20 protein-coding genes are annotated in these 17,813 nt (G+C 32.8%); 11 read left to right on the top strand and 9 right to left on the bottom strand.

The annotated features are described in order from the left end of the window. Positions 1 to 9 precede the first annotated feature (9 nt). Positions 10 to 717, bottom strand: a complete 708-nt coding sequence (gene pepE, locus BB050_RS04125) for a dipeptidase PepE (protein WP_066032714.1) — start codon at positions 715 to 717, stop codon at positions 10 to 12. 163 nt (positions 718 to 880) lie between these two features. On the opposite strand from pepE, the gene BB050_RS04120 reads away from it, so the two are divergent. The 7 genes from BB050_RS04120 (at position 881) to BB050_RS04090 (ending at position 6,982) form a co-directional block, all read left to right on the top strand. Next, on the top strand, positions 881 to 1,648 hold the full coding sequence (locus tag BB050_RS04120) for a carboxypeptidase-like regulatory domain-containing protein (protein ID WP_066032713.1): 768 nt from the start codon (positions 881 to 883) through the stop codon (positions 1,646 to 1,648). A 70-nt stretch (positions 1,649 to 1,718) separates the two neighbouring features. Continuing rightward, on the top strand, positions 1,719 to 2,360 hold the full coding sequence (locus tag BB050_RS04115) for a carboxypeptidase-like regulatory domain-containing protein (RefSeq protein ID WP_236940417.1): 642 nt from the start codon (positions 1,719 to 1,721) through the stop codon (positions 2,358 to 2,360). Further along, positions 2,350 to 3,105 (top strand): hypothetical protein, encoded by a 756-nt coding sequence (locus BB050_RS04110; RefSeq protein ID WP_066032712.1) that lies wholly within the window; start codon positions 2,350 to 2,352, stop codon positions 3,103 to 3,105. The genes BB050_RS04115 and BB050_RS04110 overlap by 11 nt, the downstream gene beginning before the upstream one ends. Continuing rightward, complete coding sequence (locus tag BB050_RS04105) at positions 3,102 to 3,608, top strand: DUF6702 family protein (RefSeq protein ID WP_066032711.1); 507 nt, start codon at positions 3,102 to 3,104, stop codon at positions 3,606 to 3,608. Before BB050_RS04110 ends, BB050_RS04105 begins: the two co-directional genes overlap by 4 nt. A 66-nt stretch (positions 3,609 to 3,674) precedes the next feature. Continuing rightward, entirely contained in the window at positions 3,675 to 5,918 is a 2,244-nt protein-coding gene (locus tag BB050_RS04100; protein WP_066032710.1) for a M1 family metallopeptidase, read from the top strand. 153 nt (positions 5,919 to 6,071) lie between these two features. Further along, positions 6,072 to 6,419 (top strand): Sec-independent protein translocase subunit TatA/TatB, encoded by a 348-nt coding sequence (locus BB050_RS04095; RefSeq protein WP_008467194.1) that lies wholly within the window; start codon positions 6,072 to 6,074, stop codon positions 6,417 to 6,419. Beyond that, positions 6,419 to 6,982, top strand: a complete 564-nt coding sequence (locus BB050_RS04090) for a phosphatase PAP2 family protein (protein WP_008467192.1) — start codon at positions 6,419 to 6,421, stop codon at positions 6,980 to 6,982. Before BB050_RS04095 ends, BB050_RS04090 begins: the two co-directional genes overlap by 1 nt. A gap of 276 nt (positions 6,983 to 7,258) precedes the next feature. On the opposite strand, the gene BB050_RS04085 is transcribed toward BB050_RS04090, so the two are convergent. The 7 genes from BB050_RS04085 to BB050_RS04055 all read right to left on the bottom strand — a co-directional run bounded on the left by BB050_RS04085 (position 7,259) and on the right by BB050_RS04055 (position 12,762). Then, positions 7,259 to 7,978: a phytanoyl-CoA dioxygenase family protein gene (locus BB050_RS04085; RefSeq protein WP_066032709.1), complete on the bottom strand. Its 720-nt coding sequence runs from the start codon at positions 7,976 to 7,978 to the stop codon at positions 7,259 to 7,261. Positions 7,979 to 8,022: 44 nt separating this feature from the next. After that, positions 8,023 to 8,664 (bottom strand): O-methyltransferase, encoded by a 642-nt coding sequence (locus BB050_RS04080; RefSeq protein ID WP_066032708.1) that lies wholly within the window; start codon positions 8,662 to 8,664, stop codon positions 8,023 to 8,025. A 111-nt stretch (positions 8,665 to 8,775) separates the two neighbouring features. Beyond that, complete coding sequence (locus tag BB050_RS04075) at positions 8,776 to 9,141, bottom strand: hypothetical protein (protein WP_008467188.1); 366 nt, start codon at positions 9,139 to 9,141, stop codon at positions 8,776 to 8,778. Between the two features lie 178 nt (positions 9,142 to 9,319). After that, entirely contained in the window at positions 9,320 to 9,871 is a 552-nt protein-coding gene (locus BB050_RS04070) for a hypothetical protein (RefSeq protein ID WP_066032707.1), read from the bottom strand. A gap of 11 nt (positions 9,872 to 9,882) precedes the next feature. Then, positions 9,883 to 11,334, bottom strand: a complete 1,452-nt coding sequence (locus BB050_RS04065) for a hypothetical protein (protein WP_066032706.1) — start codon at positions 11,332 to 11,334, stop codon at positions 9,883 to 9,885. A gap of 5 nt (positions 11,335 to 11,339) precedes the next feature. Next, positions 11,340 to 11,909: a YceI family protein gene (locus BB050_RS04060; RefSeq protein ID WP_236940416.1), complete on the bottom strand. Its 570-nt coding sequence runs from the start codon at positions 11,907 to 11,909 to the stop codon at positions 11,340 to 11,342. Positions 11,910 to 12,201: 292 nt separating this feature from the next. After that, a complete protein-coding gene (locus BB050_RS04055; protein WP_066032704.1) occupies positions 12,202 to 12,762 on the bottom strand; it encodes a YceI family protein in 561 nt (186 codons plus the stop codon). A 359-nt stretch (positions 12,763 to 13,121) separates the two neighbouring features. Here BB050_RS04055 and rlmN point away from each other — a divergent pair, with 359 nt between their 5' ends. Further along, positions 13,122 to 14,165, top strand: coding sequence for a dual-specificity RNA methyltransferase RlmN (rlmN, locus tag BB050_RS04050; RefSeq protein ID WP_008467179.1), 1,044 nt, complete (start codon positions 13,122 to 13,124; stop codon positions 14,163 to 14,165). Between the two features lie 166 nt (positions 14,166 to 14,331). Here the strand turns inward: rlmN and BB050_RS04045 are convergent, their stop codons facing one another. Then, positions 14,332 to 15,195, bottom strand: a complete 864-nt coding sequence (locus BB050_RS04045) for a hypothetical protein (RefSeq protein ID WP_066032703.1) — start codon at positions 15,193 to 15,195, stop codon at positions 14,332 to 14,334. A gap of 159 nt (positions 15,196 to 15,354) precedes the next feature. Between BB050_RS04045 and BB050_RS04040 the strand changes: the two genes are divergently transcribed. The 3 genes from BB050_RS04040 (at position 15,355) to BB050_RS04030 (ending at position 17,809) form a co-directional block, all read left to right on the top strand. Next, positions 15,355 to 16,332, top strand: coding sequence for a polyprenyl synthetase family protein (locus BB050_RS04040; RefSeq protein WP_008467174.1), 978 nt, complete (start codon positions 15,355 to 15,357; stop codon positions 16,330 to 16,332). Between the two features lie 204 nt (positions 16,333 to 16,536). Continuing rightward, complete coding sequence (locus BB050_RS04035) at positions 16,537 to 17,097, top strand: RNA polymerase sigma factor (protein WP_008467173.1); 561 nt, start codon at positions 16,537 to 16,539, stop codon at positions 17,095 to 17,097. Further along, positions 17,084 to 17,809, top strand: coding sequence for a hypothetical protein (locus BB050_RS04030; protein WP_066032702.1), 726 nt, complete (start codon positions 17,084 to 17,086; stop codon positions 17,807 to 17,809). The genes BB050_RS04035 and BB050_RS04030 overlap by 14 nt, the downstream gene beginning before the upstream one ends. The last annotated feature ends 4 nt before the right edge of the window (positions 17,810 to 17,813 follow it).

The raw sequence follows: 17,813 nt of genomic DNA, 5'->3' as shown, positions 1-17,813 counted from the left end.
ATTGGGATTTTATTTCAAATCGCTCAAATCGTTTTCCGGATCTAGTTCTATTGGGGCTTGGTTTTGTCTGAACAAACGAGCTTTTAGATCTCCTTTCAAAGTAATTTTTTCTCCTTTAACTTCTAGCCAGCTTCCTTCTCTTAAGCCTAAAACTGGAATTGAATTGAAAGCATGAAATTCTTTGATTCTTGTTTCGCGAGTTTCTCCCATGTGCTTAGATTGTAAATCGGCATCCAGATAATGCGGATTTAAGTTAAAAGGGATTAATCCTAAAGTTTGAAAACTCGGTGGATAAATAATAGGCATGTCGTTAGTAGTCTGCATTGACAAACCGCAAATATTGCTTCCTGCACTTGAGCCTAGATAAGGAGTGCCGTTTTTTACAGTTTCAGAAAGCAGTTGCATAATATTGTTTTTATAAAGCTGAGTAACCAGTAAAAAAGTATTGCCTCCTCCCGTAAAAATTCCCTCAGCATTTTTTATTGCATCCTGTGGATTCTCAAATTCATGAATTCCTTTAACATTGATATTGATTGTGCTAAAAGCCTCCGAAGCTTTTTGAGTATATTCATCGTGTGAAATACCGCTTGGGCGTGCATAAGGAATGAATAAAATTGTTTTGCAATTTTTAAAATGTGTTTTTAAAGTAGGTAAAAGATATTCTAAGTAGTTGCCTCCGTGCAAAGTAGAAGTGCTTGCAATGATAATGCTTTTCATGATTTTTAAACTCAAATTTTGTTTGTTAAAGGTATTAAAAACTCTGTTTTTGTTTGAATTTTTAATATTTTAATTAACATATTTTTACCATGTCGTTAATATTAAATTTGGAGTGACTTAAGATATTTTTACCGTTTTAAGAATATTTTTAAATTATTTTATTTTGTTTCAGAAAATTACTTGTTTTTTAATTGTTGTGGCAGGTCAGGTTTGCTGGTCGCAAAATCAGGATCGTTCTGTTTTTAATGGTAAAGTGGTTTCGAATACCTCTGATTTGGAAGGTATTTATGTAATCAATGCGCAAACAGAAGAAACTGTGACAACAGATGCTTCTGGATCTTTTTCGATCTTGGCAAAAGCAGATGATGTTTTGGTTTTCTCTTCAATAAGTTTTAAAGAAAAAAGAGTTTTGCTGAAACAAGAAGATTTTTCAAATCTTAATTTTTCTGTCAATCTTACTATGGTGATGTATCAGCTGCAAGAGGTTGTTGTAAAGCGATCTGATAATATTAATGCTGAAAGTTTAGGGATAGTGCCTTTGGGGCAAAAGAAATACACTGCAGCAGAGCGTAAGTTGCAGACAGCGACTGCGCTAAATGCTACAGCAGATGCTGGTATGATGGCTGGAGGTTCTATTTCTGCAGATCCGCTGCTGAATTTTTTCTCGGGAAGAACTGCGATGCTTAAGAAAGAGGTTGCTGTTGAGAAGAAAGAATTTTTTATGAAACTTCTTGAAAACATGTTTAGTCTGGAGCATTTTATCGATCGATTAAAAATTCCGGCAGATTATGTAAAAGGCTTTGAATATTATGCTGTGGAAAATGACAAATTTACTGCCATTTTGAATTCAAAAAATAAAACTTCTACAGAATTTCTTTTAGGAGAATTGGCTGTAAAGTATAAAGAAATGATTGCTGGTGAGAATAAATAGTATTATATCGATTATTGTTCTTTTTTTTGTTCAGATAAGTTTTGGGCAAAAAAATGATGTTAAACTTTTAGTGGGAAAAGTGCAAGAGCAATCTAGTCCTGTTGAAGGAGTAAATATTATAAATAATGCCACTCAAGCAACTGCTGTTTCTGATTCTGATGGTAATTTTTCTATTGCCGTACGGGAAGGAGATGTTTTGGTTTTTTCTGCTGTAAACTTAGATCCTGTAAGGATTAGAATTGCTCAAGAACATTTGGCTAATACTTCTTTAGTTGTAAAAATGACTGCAAAAGAAGTGGAGCTGAAAGAGGTGGTTGTTAATGAAAATGCTAATATAACAGCCGAAAATCTTGGGATTATTCCGTACGGACAAAAAAAATACACGCCAGCAGAACGAAAAGTGTATACTGCGACTTCAACATCTATTGATAAGTTATTGAATAAGATTTCGGGACGAACTGCAATGTTGAAAAAAGAAGTGAATGTAGAGAAAAAAGAAGCTCTTTTTAGAAAACTAGAATATCTTTTCGAGGAGAATTATTATACCGATAGATTGAAAATTCCTGTCGATGATATTAAAGGATTTCAATTATTTTGTGTGGATGATGCTGATTTTGCTGTATCTTTGAATAGTAAAAACAAAACAATGAGTATGTTTTTAATCACAGATCTAGCAAGAAAATATCTAACAATTCTCGAAAATGAAAAATAAATTAGGAGTGCTCGTTGTCTGCTTATTTTGTCAATTTGTATTAGGACAAAACGGTTTCAGGAAACCATTACACGGTCAGGTTGTAAACGATTTTTTAGCCATTGAAAGCGGCTATGTAATGAATATTAATGCGAATGTTAGAACATTTATTGGTTCTGGCGGTTTGTTTGATATCATGGCGCAGCCTAAAGACACTTTGTTGTTTTCTGGCTTGACATTTCAATCAAAAAAAGTGGTTTTGACTGAGAAAGATTGTGCTGAGGTTCTTTTGAAAATAAAGCTTGATTTGGTTAACAATCAGCTTAAAGAAGTTGTGGTTCATAAAGAATTAAAAGTAAAAGCATTGCAAGGCGGTTCTCAGAAATACGTCGATATGCAGTTTGAAGACGATAAACAGTCTACCGCAAAAAACAATGCTATGCTTTCTGATCAAACTATAAAATACGGAACTGATTTTGTTCGCATCTTTAAAGATGTCAAAAAACTTTTGAGCAAAAAAGAGGAAGTAAAAGAGGAGGAAATCACAGATATTGCTTTTGTAGAATATGCTAAAGATAACTTTACAAAAGATTTTTATTCTAAAACACTCAATCTTAAAGATGATGAAGTAGAATTGTTTTTGATGTATTGCTCAAATGATCCGCATTCGAAAGAATTAGTAGATCCAGATCAGAAATTCCAGTTGATGGATTTCATGATTAATAAGAATAAAGAATTTAAGAAAGCTGAGGCTGCCCAAAAATGAAAAAAAGAATAATTTATCCTTTGCTAGGAGTTTTGTTTGTATTGACTTCGGCATTTGCTTTTCATAAATTTTATGTAGGGGTTTTTCAAGTAAATTATGCTGCTGAAAAGAAGATGCTGCAGATTACTTCCCGAATTTTTATTGATGATTTAAATAATGCAATGGAGAAGAAGTATCACAAAAAGACATTTGTTGGTACGAGCAAAGAAACTCCGGCAGATGTTGAATTATTAAAAAAATATCTATCTGAACATTTTTCAATTAAAGTAAATGGACAGCAAAAAGACATAACTTTTTTATCTAAAGAAGTCGAAGCTGATGATGTTTTGGTTTGTTATTCAAGAATTAAGGATATAGATAAATTTAAAACCCTTGAAATTTCAAATACTATTTTGGTTGATTGGAACTCAGAACAGCAAAACATTACACATATTTCAGCATTTGATACCAAAAGAAGTGTTCTTTTTACAGAATCTTCAAGGAAAGAATTGTTAAAATATTAAAGTATTGATAAAATTAATGTTTTAATTACTATTTTCACAGCCTAAAGAAATTACCATTAAATTTTTATGAAAAAACTTTCATTATTATTGCTTTTTCCTGCAATGTTAGTGGCGCAGGATAAACCAGTAACAGCCCCTGCCAAACAACAAGGAAAGTACGACACAAACAAGTTTAGCCAAATGTATGATTTACTGGCGACGCCAAATATGTTTCGTACAGCTTCTGGAGCTCCAGGACCTGCTTATTACCAACAACAAGCAGATTACAAAATCGATGTTGAATTGGACGATAAAAATTCAAAATTAAGCGGTTCCGAAACCATTACCTATACTAATAATTCACCAGATAGTCTGGAATATTTATGGGTGCAATTAGATCAAAATCAAGCGAAAGCAAATACGCAGACTTCATTAGCAGAAAGTGATAAAATTAGTCAAGTTTTACCGCTTGATGGTTTTTCTTCTAAATATTTGAAAAAAGATTTAGAGCGCGGTTTTAATATTGAGCAAGTTAAAGATGCTAAAGGAAGTCCAATGTCTTATACGATCAATGAAACCATGATGCGTATTAATTTGACTTCGCCTTTAAAACCAGGAGAAAAAATTTCGTTCTCTATCAAATGGTGGTATAATATCAATAACTACAGAAAAGAGGGCGGTCGTTCAGGATATGAATTATTCGAGAAAGACGGCAATAAATTATACGTGATTGCTCAATTCTACCCAAGAATGGCAGTTTACAATGATGTTGAAGGATGGCAGAACATGCAGTTTTGGGGAAGCGGAGAGTTTGCTCTTCCTTTCGGAAACTTTGATGTAAACATTACAGTTCCTGCAGATCACGTAATCGACGCAACTGGAGAATTGATGAACAGAAGCGAAGTGTTTACTGCTGAGCAGGTTAAACGTTATGAGCAGGCGCAGAAATCATTTGATAAACCTGTAGTTATTGTAACGCAGGCAGAAGCGGAAGCAGCTGAAAAAGGTTTTTCTGAAAAGAAGAAAACTTGGAAATTTAGCGCTAAAAATGTTCGTGATTTCGGAATTGCTTCTTCAAGAAAATTCATTTACGATGCAATGGCTGTGAAAATTGGAAACAGAACTGTTATGGCAGAGTCTGTTTATCCAAAAGAAGCAAACCCGCTTTGGGGAGAAACTTCTACAATGGTTGTGGCTCATACTTTAAAAAGCTATTCTTCTCATACTTTTGATTATCCTTATCCAAAAGCCGTTTCTGTTTCTGCAGAAGATCAAGGTATGGAATATCCAATGATTTGTTGGAATTATGGACGTCCTGACGAAAATGGAGTAACGAGCAGAGAAGTAAAAAATGGAATGATTGGTGTTATTATCCACGAAGTTGGACACACTTTCTTCCCAATGATTGTAAACTCTGACGAACGTCAATGGACTTGGATGGATGAAGGTTTAAACTCATTTTTAGAATATTTGGCTGAACAGGAATTAGATTCAAATTTCCCTTCAAGAAGAGGGCCTGCAAAAAATATTGTTCCTTATATGAGCGGTGATCAAAAGTTCTTGGAGCCAATTATGTCAAACTCTGAAACAATCCACCAATTCGGGAATAATGCGTACGGAAAACCAGCTACAGGTCTTAATATTTTAAGAGAAGTAGTTATGGGAAGAGAATTATTCGATCATGCATTCAGAACGTATGCAAACAGATGGAAGTTTAAGCATCCAACTCCAGAAGATTTCTTTAGAACAATGGAAGATGCTTCTGCAGTAGATTTAGATTGGTTCTGGAGAGGTTGGTTCTACTCAACAGATTTCGTAGATATCGGAATTAAAGACGTAAAACAATATTACGTTTCAGATACTCCGACTACAGATATTAAAGACGTGAAAGTTAGAAAAGGACGTTTTGGATATGAAAAAGGACCTTTTGTTTACTTAGTCGCTGGAGATAATGCAGAAGTGAGCGATTCTAAGAAAAAGGCTTTAAAAGTGCAAGATTTCAAACCTTTAGCAGATTATGTAGATCAGACTTTTACAGCTGAAGAAAAAGCAAGTATCAAATCTCCTAAGTATTTCTACGAAGTAGAATTTAACAAACCAGGCGGAATGATTATGCCGATTTTAGTTGAGATTACTTACGAAGATGGTTCTATAGATAATTACAAATATCCAGCGCAAATCTGGAGAAAAAGTAATGATACGGCTAGAAAAGTATATGCTACAACAAAAGCAATTAAGAGTATTCAAATTGACCCACAATTGCTAACGGCTGATATTGATGTAACAAATAACTCTTGGCCAAAAGCAGAAACAAAGTCAAAATTTGACTAAATAAATTAAAAACTTATAAAAAGCTCATCAGGTTTATAAATGCTTGATGAGCTTTTTTATTTTAATTAAATGCATTTTCAAGGACTTTTTAAGTTAATTTTAAAACTCTAAGCTGCAAAATTTAATATCTTTGCCACTACAAAATTAAAAGTTATGTTTGGTATAGGAGGAGGAGAATTAGTTTTTATACTGTTTATAGTACTAATGCTTTTTGGTTCAGATAAAGTGCCAGAAATTGCACGTACAATGGGTAAAGCTATGGCTCAATTAAAAAATGCAACCAATGATATTAAAAGTGAAATTCAGAAAGGAGCAGAGGCAAATGGTCTTGATTCTAAATCTCTGAATGATATTACTGGAAATATCAATGCAGAAATTAATAATGCAAAATCGAATTTACTTGGAGATACAGGAAATCTTTTAGGAGATACTGCCACTGAAATCGAAAAAGTAAAAGAAGATATTGACACTCTTTCTGGACCTATAAAACGCCAAATGTAATGCTTGAAAAAATACAGGAATTAGATAAAGATCTTTTAATCTTTCTTAACGGATTAGGTTCTGAGACATACGATAAATTATGGCTTATTATTACCAATCAGCTGTATTGGACGCCATTTTTCTTATTGCTATTCTATCTTATTTATAAAAAAATAGGAGGAAAACAAACCCTGTATTTATTACTTTTTGTAGCTGTTTTAATTGCTTTTACAGATCAAACCTGTAATTTGTTCAAACATACTTTTCAGCGGTTACGACCATGTAATGATCCTGAAGTAAACTCCATCATTCGAGTGGTTCAAGTTAGAAAATCATATAGTTTTTTCTCTGGACATGCAGCGAATACCATGGCGGTTGCAACTTTCTTATTTTTGATTTTAAAACGCTATTTCAAATATTTTGGTTTGCTGTTTTTGTGGCCTTTAATCTTTGCTTACAGCCGAATTTATTTAGGATTGCATTATCCAGGTGATATCCTTACAGGATATTTTTTTGGAGCTCTTTTCGGATTTTTACTTTATTTAGTTTATAGAAAACTAAAACCCCAGTATTTTCCGGGATAGTTTTTTTTGAAGATGCTAAGTTGCTAAGGCTCTGAGATGCTAAGATACTGAGATACTAAGGTTTTAAAGATATATTATTATAAATTGCCTCCAGCTTTAACTGGAGGTTTTTTTATGGACAAAATAAAAAGGCTTTAGCCAAATGCACAATTGTATTTTTGGCTAAAGCCTTTTTTTGCTTTTAAAGCGATTATCTCCAACTAAAGTTGGAGGCAAACTCACATAGCTCCAAAAACTTAGAACCTTAGTATCTTAGCAACTCAAATCTTACATAAACTAATTCAAGATTGTTTTTTCACTCCATTCAAATCCATTTGGAAGCTGTTGTTTGCTAAATTCAATATGAATCACTCTTCTGCGTTCGTTGTTTGTAGTTTTATTGGAAGCGTGAAACAATAACGGTTTCATAATCATAATGCCACCTTTTTCGACTTCACAAATTGTTTCTTTTTCTTTTTCGAAATCAAGATTTTCAATTCGCAAAATTCCTTTTGAATGTGAATTATTGATCACTTTTAAAGCGCCATTGTTTTTAGTAGTTTTGTCAATATGAATTCTAATTGTAAAATTGTTTTCTAATATTTCTGTAGGTGGCTGAACTGCAAATTGATTTTGTTTTACCGTCCAGTTTTCAAAATTTTCTATTTCAATTTTTTGATCAACAGAAATCGTTAAATCTTGATGATAGGCTACAAACCAATTTGATTTTTCTGGTTTGTCAAAATAAATTGATTTTGTTATAAAAAAGCCTTTACCGAAAATAGACTCTATAATGTTCTGTAGCTTTTCATTAAAAATAAAAGGAAGAGTTTCTGGAACTTCTTTATGGAATTGTCTAATGGCAAACAAATCTTCAGATTTTCTAAAAGTCGAATTATCAGAATCATTTTTGGTTTTATTGTCAATCAATGAAATTAGATTTTCAATTTCATTTTCTGTAAAAACATTATTAATTATTGAAAATCCTTCGCTATCAATTTGTTTTGAGTGAATCATTATAAAATGTTTAAAATCTGAATAGAACTTTAGAATTTAAAAAATTATAGAACACGACTAACCGTCAATCCATCACGAATTGGCAATAAAACAGTCTCTACTCTAGGATCATCTTTTAAAAGCTGATTGTACTCTAAAAGCACTTTTGTACTGACATCATTTGGATGTACTGGTTCCAGAATTTTTCCGCTCCACAAAACATTATCCGATAAGATAATACCGCCTTTATTCATTTTTGGAACAATCATTTCCCAATAATTGAGGTAATTTTCCTTATCTGCATCAATAAAAACCAAATCAAATTTTAAGTCTAAATCTGGAATAATGTTTACGGCTTCCCCTAAATGCTGAAAAATTTGTTTTCCCCAAGGTGATGCGTCAAAATACTTTCGCTGAAAATCGATTAATTCTTCTTTGATATCAATTGTATGAAGTTGCCCATTGTCTTGCATTCCTTCGCATAAGCATAAAGCTGCGTAACCTGTATAAGTTCCGATTTCAAGGATATTAACTGGACGAATCAGTTTTGAAAGCATGCTTAAAACACGACCTTGAAAATGTCCGCTTAGCATTCTTGGCAAAAGTATTTTCTGGTAAGTTTCTTTATTCAGTTTCGCCAGCAATTCCGGTTCATTTTCAGAATGCTGTTCGATATAATCTTCTAATTCTTGAGATATGAAATGCATGTTGTAGTATCTTGTAATTTGAAGACAAAAATACAAAAATATCTGCTTGCGAATTGGCATAAAAAAACCATCCGTTTTGCGAATGGTTTCTGTTTGGATTACTATGAAATTTTATTTTTTCAAAGCTTCATTTACTTCTTTAGCTGTTTTTACGGTTCCGTCTTTTGCAGCTTTTGCGGCATTTTCTACTTTCTCAGCTCCTTTTTTAGCTGCTGCTTCTACATCATTAGCCGCTTTTTTAGTAGCATCTTTTACATCGTTTGCTGCATTTTCTGTAGCATCTTTTGCTTTAGTAGCAGCGCTTTCTGCTTTACTTACTGCGCTGTCTTTTACTTCTTTAATATCTGTTGTTAAAGAATCAACTTTGTTTCCAAGCGTTAATTCATCTTCTGCAGGTTTGTTTTCTTTTTTCTCGCATGATTGAACAGCGAATGCTAATAAAGCAATTACAGCTAAACTCAAAATTTGTTTTTTCATAATTTCAATTTTTTTTAGGTTGATAAAACTTAAAGGTTAAATGGCTGAAAAATAAAATTACAAATTTTAAAATGATTGAGCTCTTTGTAAGATTATTTTTCTTTTAAGAGCTAGACAATTCTTGTGCCAAAATTTTGAAATTATGATGTTGAGCATTAATTTTTTTAGAAGAAAAATATTAGTTTTTGTATAAACTGAAATTAATAACAATATCGTCTTTTACTTTAATTAATCCAGCCATTTTTACTGGTGGTTCCAAATCGATATCAGAGAATTTCAAACTAAGAGTTCCTTGAATTTTGTCGTCAGTGTTGTATAGTATGAAGTCTTTGTATTTTAGTGTTTTATCAGTTATGAAGAAATTTAACCTGCATTTGTAATTTTTCCCAATTGGCTTAATGTCACTTATGCAAACTGTGCTGTTGGGGAATTTTTTCACTTTTACTGTTCCCTGTAAATCTTTCGTCATTATTTTATTGCCACAATCAAAGTTTGACATTTTGATGTCGGTATTAAAAGTATTTTTTTTAATTGAATTTACGTAAACAGTATCCTTTACAGTAAAAGTGTTTGAGCAATTGTATTTACCCACAGTTGATAGACCTGTGATTTCTATTTTTATTTTATTGATTGCCACAGCTGTATCTTCTGGAAAAAAAGTGGGTTTAGCACTTCCTAAGAAAAAGAAAACTACTAAACCCATAATTAAGATTGAAAATCTTGTTTTCATTTGTTTTTATATTAGAATGCAATTGTTGCTTCGAATACTAAACCTTCAAATTTACCTCCATAAAAGTTGTTTAGATTTCCAGTAGCTGGATCTCCAGTAAATTGTGAATAATCTTTATATTTTTGATTAACGTAGTTTAATTTCGCTAAAATGTTTTTAGTCATGAACCAGCCAGCGCTTGCTTCAAATTTATCTACAGTAACCTTTTTAGCATCGGCATTAGATAATTTTCCAGATACGGTATTGTACTTTCCTCCGATATAGAATTGTTCAGTGTTTCCAAATCTGTAAATAAGCTCTGAAGCATATTGATTAGCAGTACGTTTATCATCACTTCCAGCTTTATCTCCCCCTGAAGCCAATTCGATTGTTCCGAAGAATTCAAGTCCTTTGTATTTTACAAAAGGGTTAATCATATATGTAGTAGCCCAATTTTTGAAATTAGGGTTGAACGTTGCCTCTGGAGTAGATGTTTTACTGAAACTAGTAGGCACATCAGTAGTAGTTGTAGAAATAACAGTACCATTAGCATCGGTCTTCGTAATTGTATTTTTATAAGCGTTATTATTCAATATACCCCAATAACCAAATCCTGATCTGTTAGCTGCATATATGTTTGCGTTGCCAAGGTTTGCATTATGGTAATAAGAACCAGTCAATCTTACTCTTAAATCTTCATTAAGCTGTTTATCATAACCCAATTTAGCTAAGATTGAAGGGCTATGTGTGGTGTTTGTGTTAGGTCCAGTAGTATAAAAAACTTGTTCATTACTTTGATTTAAATTACCGTTTGTAACACCTAACATGCTAACCAATCCATTTCTGTTGTAGTAAACCTCCATACCCATTTCTGTAGTGAAAGAATACATGATGTTGTTTCCAACAAATGCATTTCTGATTGTATTACCATTATCAGAACCTCTAAAGTGAGCGTCACCAAAATTGTTCTCCATTTGTCCAATTTTAATGGTAGCATATTTCATAAAATCAGCTAAGAAATCTTTTTTGATGAAGTCTAGCTTGTCAATTTGTAAGTATCCACCTTTTACATAAGAATCATTGTGATGTCTAGAAGCTAAATAAACATCTAAGTTTACTCTTACTCCATCAAACAATTGAGCTCCAATATACATATCAGCAGCAGGAAGAGTAAAATTGTTTTCAGTATTCATTAAACGATATCCTGTAATTGATCTAGTGGTAGTACCCGTAGCTGTAGTAGTTGTGGTCGTAATGTTATTAGGCTGGTCGTTGAATGAATTTGTTGCTTGGAAATCCATGTTGAATGCACCACCAAGGTCAATACTAAGACCCTTAAATTCTCTAGTATCTTTTTGTACATCGAAAACGTTGATACCGTCTTTTCCTCTCGAGATTTGATTTTGCATGTTTCCAAAACTGACCTGTGCCTGAACAGCAAATGTGCTTATTAATGTGACGAATAGAATATAAATTTTCTTCATGGCGTTTATAAATTAAAGTTTAAATTGAATTTTATAGTTAGGTCTTGACCTGTTCTTATTGTTCCAAGCATTGCTGTTGGAGATTTCATTCCGAAATCTGTAAAAGTGATTTTGTTGGTTCCCTGAAGGTTTAAACCCTCTTTTGTAACCGTTGTTTTTACAGAAGTTTTGTAAACTTTGCTAACTCCAGCAATGGTGTAAGTTCCTGTAAGTTCCCAAGTTGTTTCATTTACTTTTTCAGCAGATTTTAAAACATATTTAATGTTTTTGTTTTTGTCCGTTTTCAAAGTTTCGTAAGCCACTTTATCCATGCTTTTTTTCTCGCTTTTTACACTTTCTGCTAAAAGAGTTACTGTCAAAGCGTCGATGTCTGTTAGTTTTCCGTTAGCAATATTTAAAGTTGCTGTTCCAGTTCCAGAAGTTGATTTCATTTCCCAGTCGTGAAGCGTAGAAGTACCCGCAACAGAAAAAGTTGATTTACTATCTAAAGAGTAAGATTTTTGTGCTGTTGCAAAAGAGCTGATTCCTAAAAATGCTGTTACAACGGCGAAAAGTTTTAATGTATTAGTTTTCATTTTTGTCATGTTTGTATTATAAAAAATAAGTTAATAATAGGCCAGTTTCTCTTTAGTACTAAGAATGTTGTTTTAACTTGAATCAAAGATCCTTCTATAAATCAGCTTTATACATGATAAAAATCATTGTTAAAATTTTATTAAATAGATATTTAATAACTACAACGTTTTCATTTTCTATAGAATTGATCATTTAAGTAAAATGAGAGGTTTAATTTTGTTGAATTGATTTTTTTAACATTTAATTCCAAGACTTAAAATGTTAAAAAAGGATGTTTTTTAACATCAAGATTTAGCTTAAGATGATATTGAAGATTACAGTTAGATCTTTTCCTGCTTTTACAACACCCAAAGCAGCTTTTGGAGGTGTCATTTCAAAATCGCCAAAAGTGATTTGATTTGAACCTTGCAAAATGAAGCTTCCTTTGTTAGTAGTTATTTTTACCTGAGTTTTGTATTCTTTGCTCACTCCTGCAATAGTGTAAATGCCAGTTAGGTTCCAAGTTGTTTCATCAACCTTTTCTGCAGATTTTAAAACATATTCAATGTATTTGTGTGTTTCGGTATCCATGGCTTCATAAGCCACTTTGTCCATGCTTTCCTTGTAGCTTTTTAAACTTTCTGCCAATAAGGAAACAGTCAAACTATTTATTCCAGCTAGTTTAGAATCTTTGACCATTAGATTGGCAGTTCCTGTTCCTTCTGTAGATTTCATTACCCAGTCGTGTACAGTAGAAGTTCCTGCTATTTCAAAAGTTGAATTTGCAGCTACTATATAATTTTTTTGAGCATTTGTTTGTAATGAAATTGTTGTAAAAATTACTGTAAGTAAAAAGGATTGAATTGTTTTCATGTTGATAGGGTATAGGTTAATCATTTAAATAAGGGAGCTTTAAATTCAATTAGTGGTTAGAGAATGAAAACTATCCTTATTTCTTAGACCAAAATTATCGCGCGCGTGAAGAAAAAGAAATGATAAAAATCATGGCTAAAGCTTTATTAAATTGCTATAGTAAAGAGTGTAAAGTCTTGTTATTGCTAAGAATTTAATTTTTATAAAATGAAATTTAGGGCTAACTGTTTGCTTGTTAGTTTGTTGTGTTTCTTTGTAAAAAGTATCGATATTATTTTTTGACCAGCTTTTTTTGAGGTTTAATTAATAATGAATGTAAAAACCAAACAAAAAATGACAAAAGTGATTAACTTTGCAGCATGCAAATGGAGAAAAAAGACATACGAGCCTTATCAAAAGAACAGCTTCGCAATTTTTTTGTTGAAAATGGAGATAAAGCTTTTCGAGGGAATCAGGTTTATGAGTGGTTATGGAGCAAAGGCGCTCACAGTTTTGAAGACATGACAAACGTAGCAAAAGCTACAAGATCTATGCTTGAAAACAATTTTGTAATCAATCATATTAAGGTTGATACCATGCAGAAGAGTAGCGACGGAACCGTAAAAAATGCCGTTCGACTTCATGACGGACTCGTAGTTGAATCGGTTTTAATTCCGACAGAAACAAGAACTACTGCCTGTGTTTCTAGTCAAGTTGGTTGCAGTTTAGATTGTAATTTCTGTGCAACAGCACGATTAAAAAGAATGCGAAATCTAGAACCGGGCGAAATTTACGATCAGGTTCTGGCTATCGATAAAGAAAGCCGTCTGTATTACAATCACCCGCTTTCAAATATTGTTTTTATGGGAATGGGAGAGCCTTTAATGAACTATAATAATGTCATTAAAGCAATTGACATGATTACTTCAGAAGAAGGTTTAGGAATGTCTCCAAAACGAATCATGGTTTCGACTTCTGGAATTCCGAAAATGATCAAAAAAATGGCAGATGACGATGTGAAGTTTAAACTAGCAGTTTCATTGCATTCAGCTATAGACGAAACCCGTGCCCGAATTATGCCTTTCAGTAAAAATTTCCCTTTAAAAGATTTACGAGAAGCATTAGAATATTGGTACAGAAAAACTAAAAGCAAGGTTTCATACGAATATGTAGTTTGGAAAGGAATCAACGACGATAAAGCTTCGGTTGATGCATTGGTGAAATTCTGTAAATATGTGCCTTGTAAAGTCAATTTAATTGAATACAATCCGATTGACGATGGCGAATTTCAGCAAGCTTCAGAAGAATCAATTATGGCTTATATAAAAGCTCTAGAAAATATTGGCGTAGTGGTGAAAGTGAGAAGAAGCCGAGGAAAAGACATTGACGCCGCTTGCGGGCAGCTAGCCAACAAAGAAGCATAAAAATATTTACCAGAATGTACTCCGCTAGGAGTATATTATAGGTAGAAAAAAAATATTGACAATCGTACATATGTCCCATAGGGACATTTCGTAGGTTTTTAAACAAAAAAGCATTAACAACAAGATTTATCATGTTCTTAATGCTTTTTTTGGACAAAAAGGATGCTTATTTTTTCAAATCTATTTCTTCTGTAACTCCGTCTTTTGTCACTGTTGCAAGAGTATCGCATTCTCCGCTTCCATAATCAATAATTGCTGAAGCGCCATTTTTGGTAATAGAAACAATCCCTTTAACTGCAATAGATTTTCTGCACGCGGCATTAAATTCTAAAGGAGTTGTGATTTCTGCTGAAAAAGTATCTCCGTTAGGAAAAGTTGTCGAACCGCTTCCGGTAACAATAAAAATATTATCATCCCAATCAAACCAAGTATCATAACCAGAAGTCATTTCTTTTACCAAACTACCTTTTCTGGTATACACTTTTCCATCATCAAAAGTAATTGTTAAATCTATCGAAGCCGTTGACACTGGGTGAGGCGTTACCAATATATTGGTTTCTTTAATCGTTCTCACAATGCTTTTGCTTCCTTGAAGTTTTCTGCCATTATGATTAAACCCTTCAAATGTATAGCTGATGGTTTGGGTAGAAGAGCTAAAATCGTTTGAAAAAGACACAACCATTTTTCCTTTTACGGTATTTCCGTTATTCAGTGTACATCCTTCAACACCAAAATCTACGGTTTTTGTCCAAGTATTATTGGTTAAAACGGTAGTGATTGTGGCACAGCTTGGAAGGAAACTTTTTATTGGTCCACTAGGTTTTGAATTTATGTTAAGCTGAGCACTAAATTGATCTTCAGCAATATTCGTAACGTCTTCTACAGAGGCATCAATTTTAGCATTAGCTATAATTTCGTCATTTGTAATCGCAGCTGATGATCCGTCATTTGTTTTTTCATCAGAATTACAACTAATGAAAAAAGACAATGTAATTATACATGTTCCAATTAATAAAAATTTTGTTTTCATAAATAAATAGTTTTGGGTTCTTTTTTAGTTAATGAATTCAAATCAGTATTAGTTAGAGCTATTTTTGGAGGGTGTTTTTAGATTATGATGTAAAATATTAAAATCCTAACCTAAAATACACAACGTATTTTTATTTAAAATAGTATATTTGAAACCTAAATGAATATTACGTCTCAAATAAAGCAGCCTATTTTTAACGAGATGGAACTTTTCGAGAAAAAGTTCCATGAATCGATGACTTCGAAGGTGGCATTATTAAACCGAATCACTTATTATATCGTAAACCGCAAGGGAAAACAAATGCGTCCGATGTTTGTTTTTCTTACTGCAAAAATGGTTTCTGGCGGTACTGTAAACGAAAGAACCTATCGCGGTGCTTCGGTAATTGAGCTCATTCACACAGCGACTTTAGTACACGATGACGTGGTTGACGACAGTAATCGCCGTCGCGGATTTTTCTCAATCAATGCGCTTTGGAAAAACAAAATCGCCGTTTTGGTTGGAGATTATTTATTGTCTAAAGGTTTATTACTTTCAATTGATAATGGCGATTTCGATTTGTTGAGAATCATTTCTGTTGCCGTTCGTGAAATGAGCGAAGGAGAATTGCTTCAAATAGAAAAAGCCAGGCGACTTGACATTACTGAAGATGTTTACTACGAAATCATAAGAAAGAAAACCGCAACGCTTATTGCAGCTTGTTGTGCGCTTGGTGCAAAAGCCGTAATAGAAGATGATATTCAGGTAGAAAACATGCGAAAGTTCGGTGAGCTGATCGGAATGGCATTTCAAATCAAAGACGATTTATTTGATTACAGCGAAGAAGCCATAGGAAAACCAACAGGAATCGATATTAAAGAGCAAAAAATGACTTTGCCTTTAATTCATGTTTTAAATACTTGCACTCCGCAAGAAAAAAAGTGGCTAATAAACTCCATCAAAAACCACAACAAAGACAAAAAACGCGTAAAAGAAGTTATTGCCTTTGTAAAAAACAATAATGGTTTGGCTTATGCTGAAAACAAAATGGTGCAATTCCAACAGGAAGCACTTTCTCTTCTAGAAAATTATCCAGATTCTGAGTTCAAAGCGGCACTTACCTTAATGGTAAATTATGTTATTGAAAGAAAAAAATAATCTTTTTAATTAGATAATCAAAAAAAATGTCAATTAGATAATTGGTTTACTTTGTTGTAAATCAGTTAAATATGCTATTGATTGGAATTTGGAATTTATTTTTTTAAAAAAAAATTAGACCTCATGCAACCATTTCAAATCGACAATCGTCTATGCTAATAGAAGTCTGTTTCTAAAACCAAAACCAAACCGAAAAGCTTATTAATGAAAATTATTTCGTTACATCAAGAAGAAACCAAAATCATAAAGTTGGCTGTCGAAAATAATCGTCAGGCACAGCAGCAGATTTACGGTAAATATTCTTCAAAAATGTTGAGCGTTTGTCGACAGTATATAAAAGACATTCAGTTAGCAGAAGATGTAATGATAACGGCTTTCATGAAAGTGTTTACAAATTTGAAAAACTTCGAGCATAAAGGAAGTTTTGAAGGCTGGATTCGAAGGATTATGGTTAACGAATGCATTTCGTATTTAAGAGTTCAGAAAAAAGTAAAATTTGCTGAAGATGAATTTTTTGTTGAAGAAAGCTTTAATGAAATCGATAGTCAATTTACAGTAGAACAGATTCAGTATTTAATTGATGCTTTGCCAGATGGGTACAAAATGGTTTTCAATTTATATGCAATTGAAGGATACAAACACAATGAAATTGCTAAGATGTTAGGCATTAATGAAGGAACATCAAAATCGCAATTATCGCATGCTAGAAAAATGCTGCAAACACAAATTACTATTTTAAAAAGACAAGATAATGGAACCGAATAAATTTGAAAAGGATTTCCGTGAAAAACTAAATCAACGCGAAATTGAACCAAGCAACAACGCCTGGGATCGATTGGATGCGATGTTGAGTGTAGCAGAAGGGAAAAAGCCAAAGAAAAACAGAAAATGGCTGTATATCGCAGCAAGTGTTGTGGGGTTTTTATTGTTTGGAACTTTGTTTTTCAATCAAAATGAAAAATCAGTTGCAACGCCAGAAACAGTAATTGTAGAAAAAGAAACGGAATCCAAAAACGAACGAATTGCAGAGCCTATTGTAAAAAATACTGATTCAGTAAAAACAGAAACTGTAATTGCTGAAAAAACTTCAGAAGAAATAGTAAATAAAGAAGAAAGAACTAATCCCAAAGCTTCGGGACAAATCTCAAATAAAACCATTAAAAATGCATCAAATCAAGTAGCGGAGTCTTCAATCATCATCAAAAACAATCAAGAAAAACAATCAGTTAACAATCAAACTCAAATTGCGGAAACTTCAAAAAAAGAAAATGTTGATCAGCTATTAGAAACAGCCGAAAATAAAGTTATAGCTCAAAATCAGACCAAAAAAGCAAAAGTAAAAATAAATGCCAACGATTTGCTGAATCAAGTAGATGGCGAACTAGAACTTTCTTTTAGAGAAAAAGTAATCACCAAAGTGAACAAAAATCTTCAAGAAGTCAAAGTCGCTTTGTCTAATAGAAATCAACAAGAGTGAGAAT

Origin of the sequence: Flavobacterium anhuiense (assembly GCF_001705175.1) — a bacterium.
Taxonomy (GTDB): domain Bacteria; phylum Bacteroidota; class Bacteroidia; order Flavobacteriales; family Flavobacteriaceae; genus Flavobacterium; species Flavobacterium anhuiense.
This window is presented reverse-complemented; position numbering and strand designations above follow the sequence as displayed.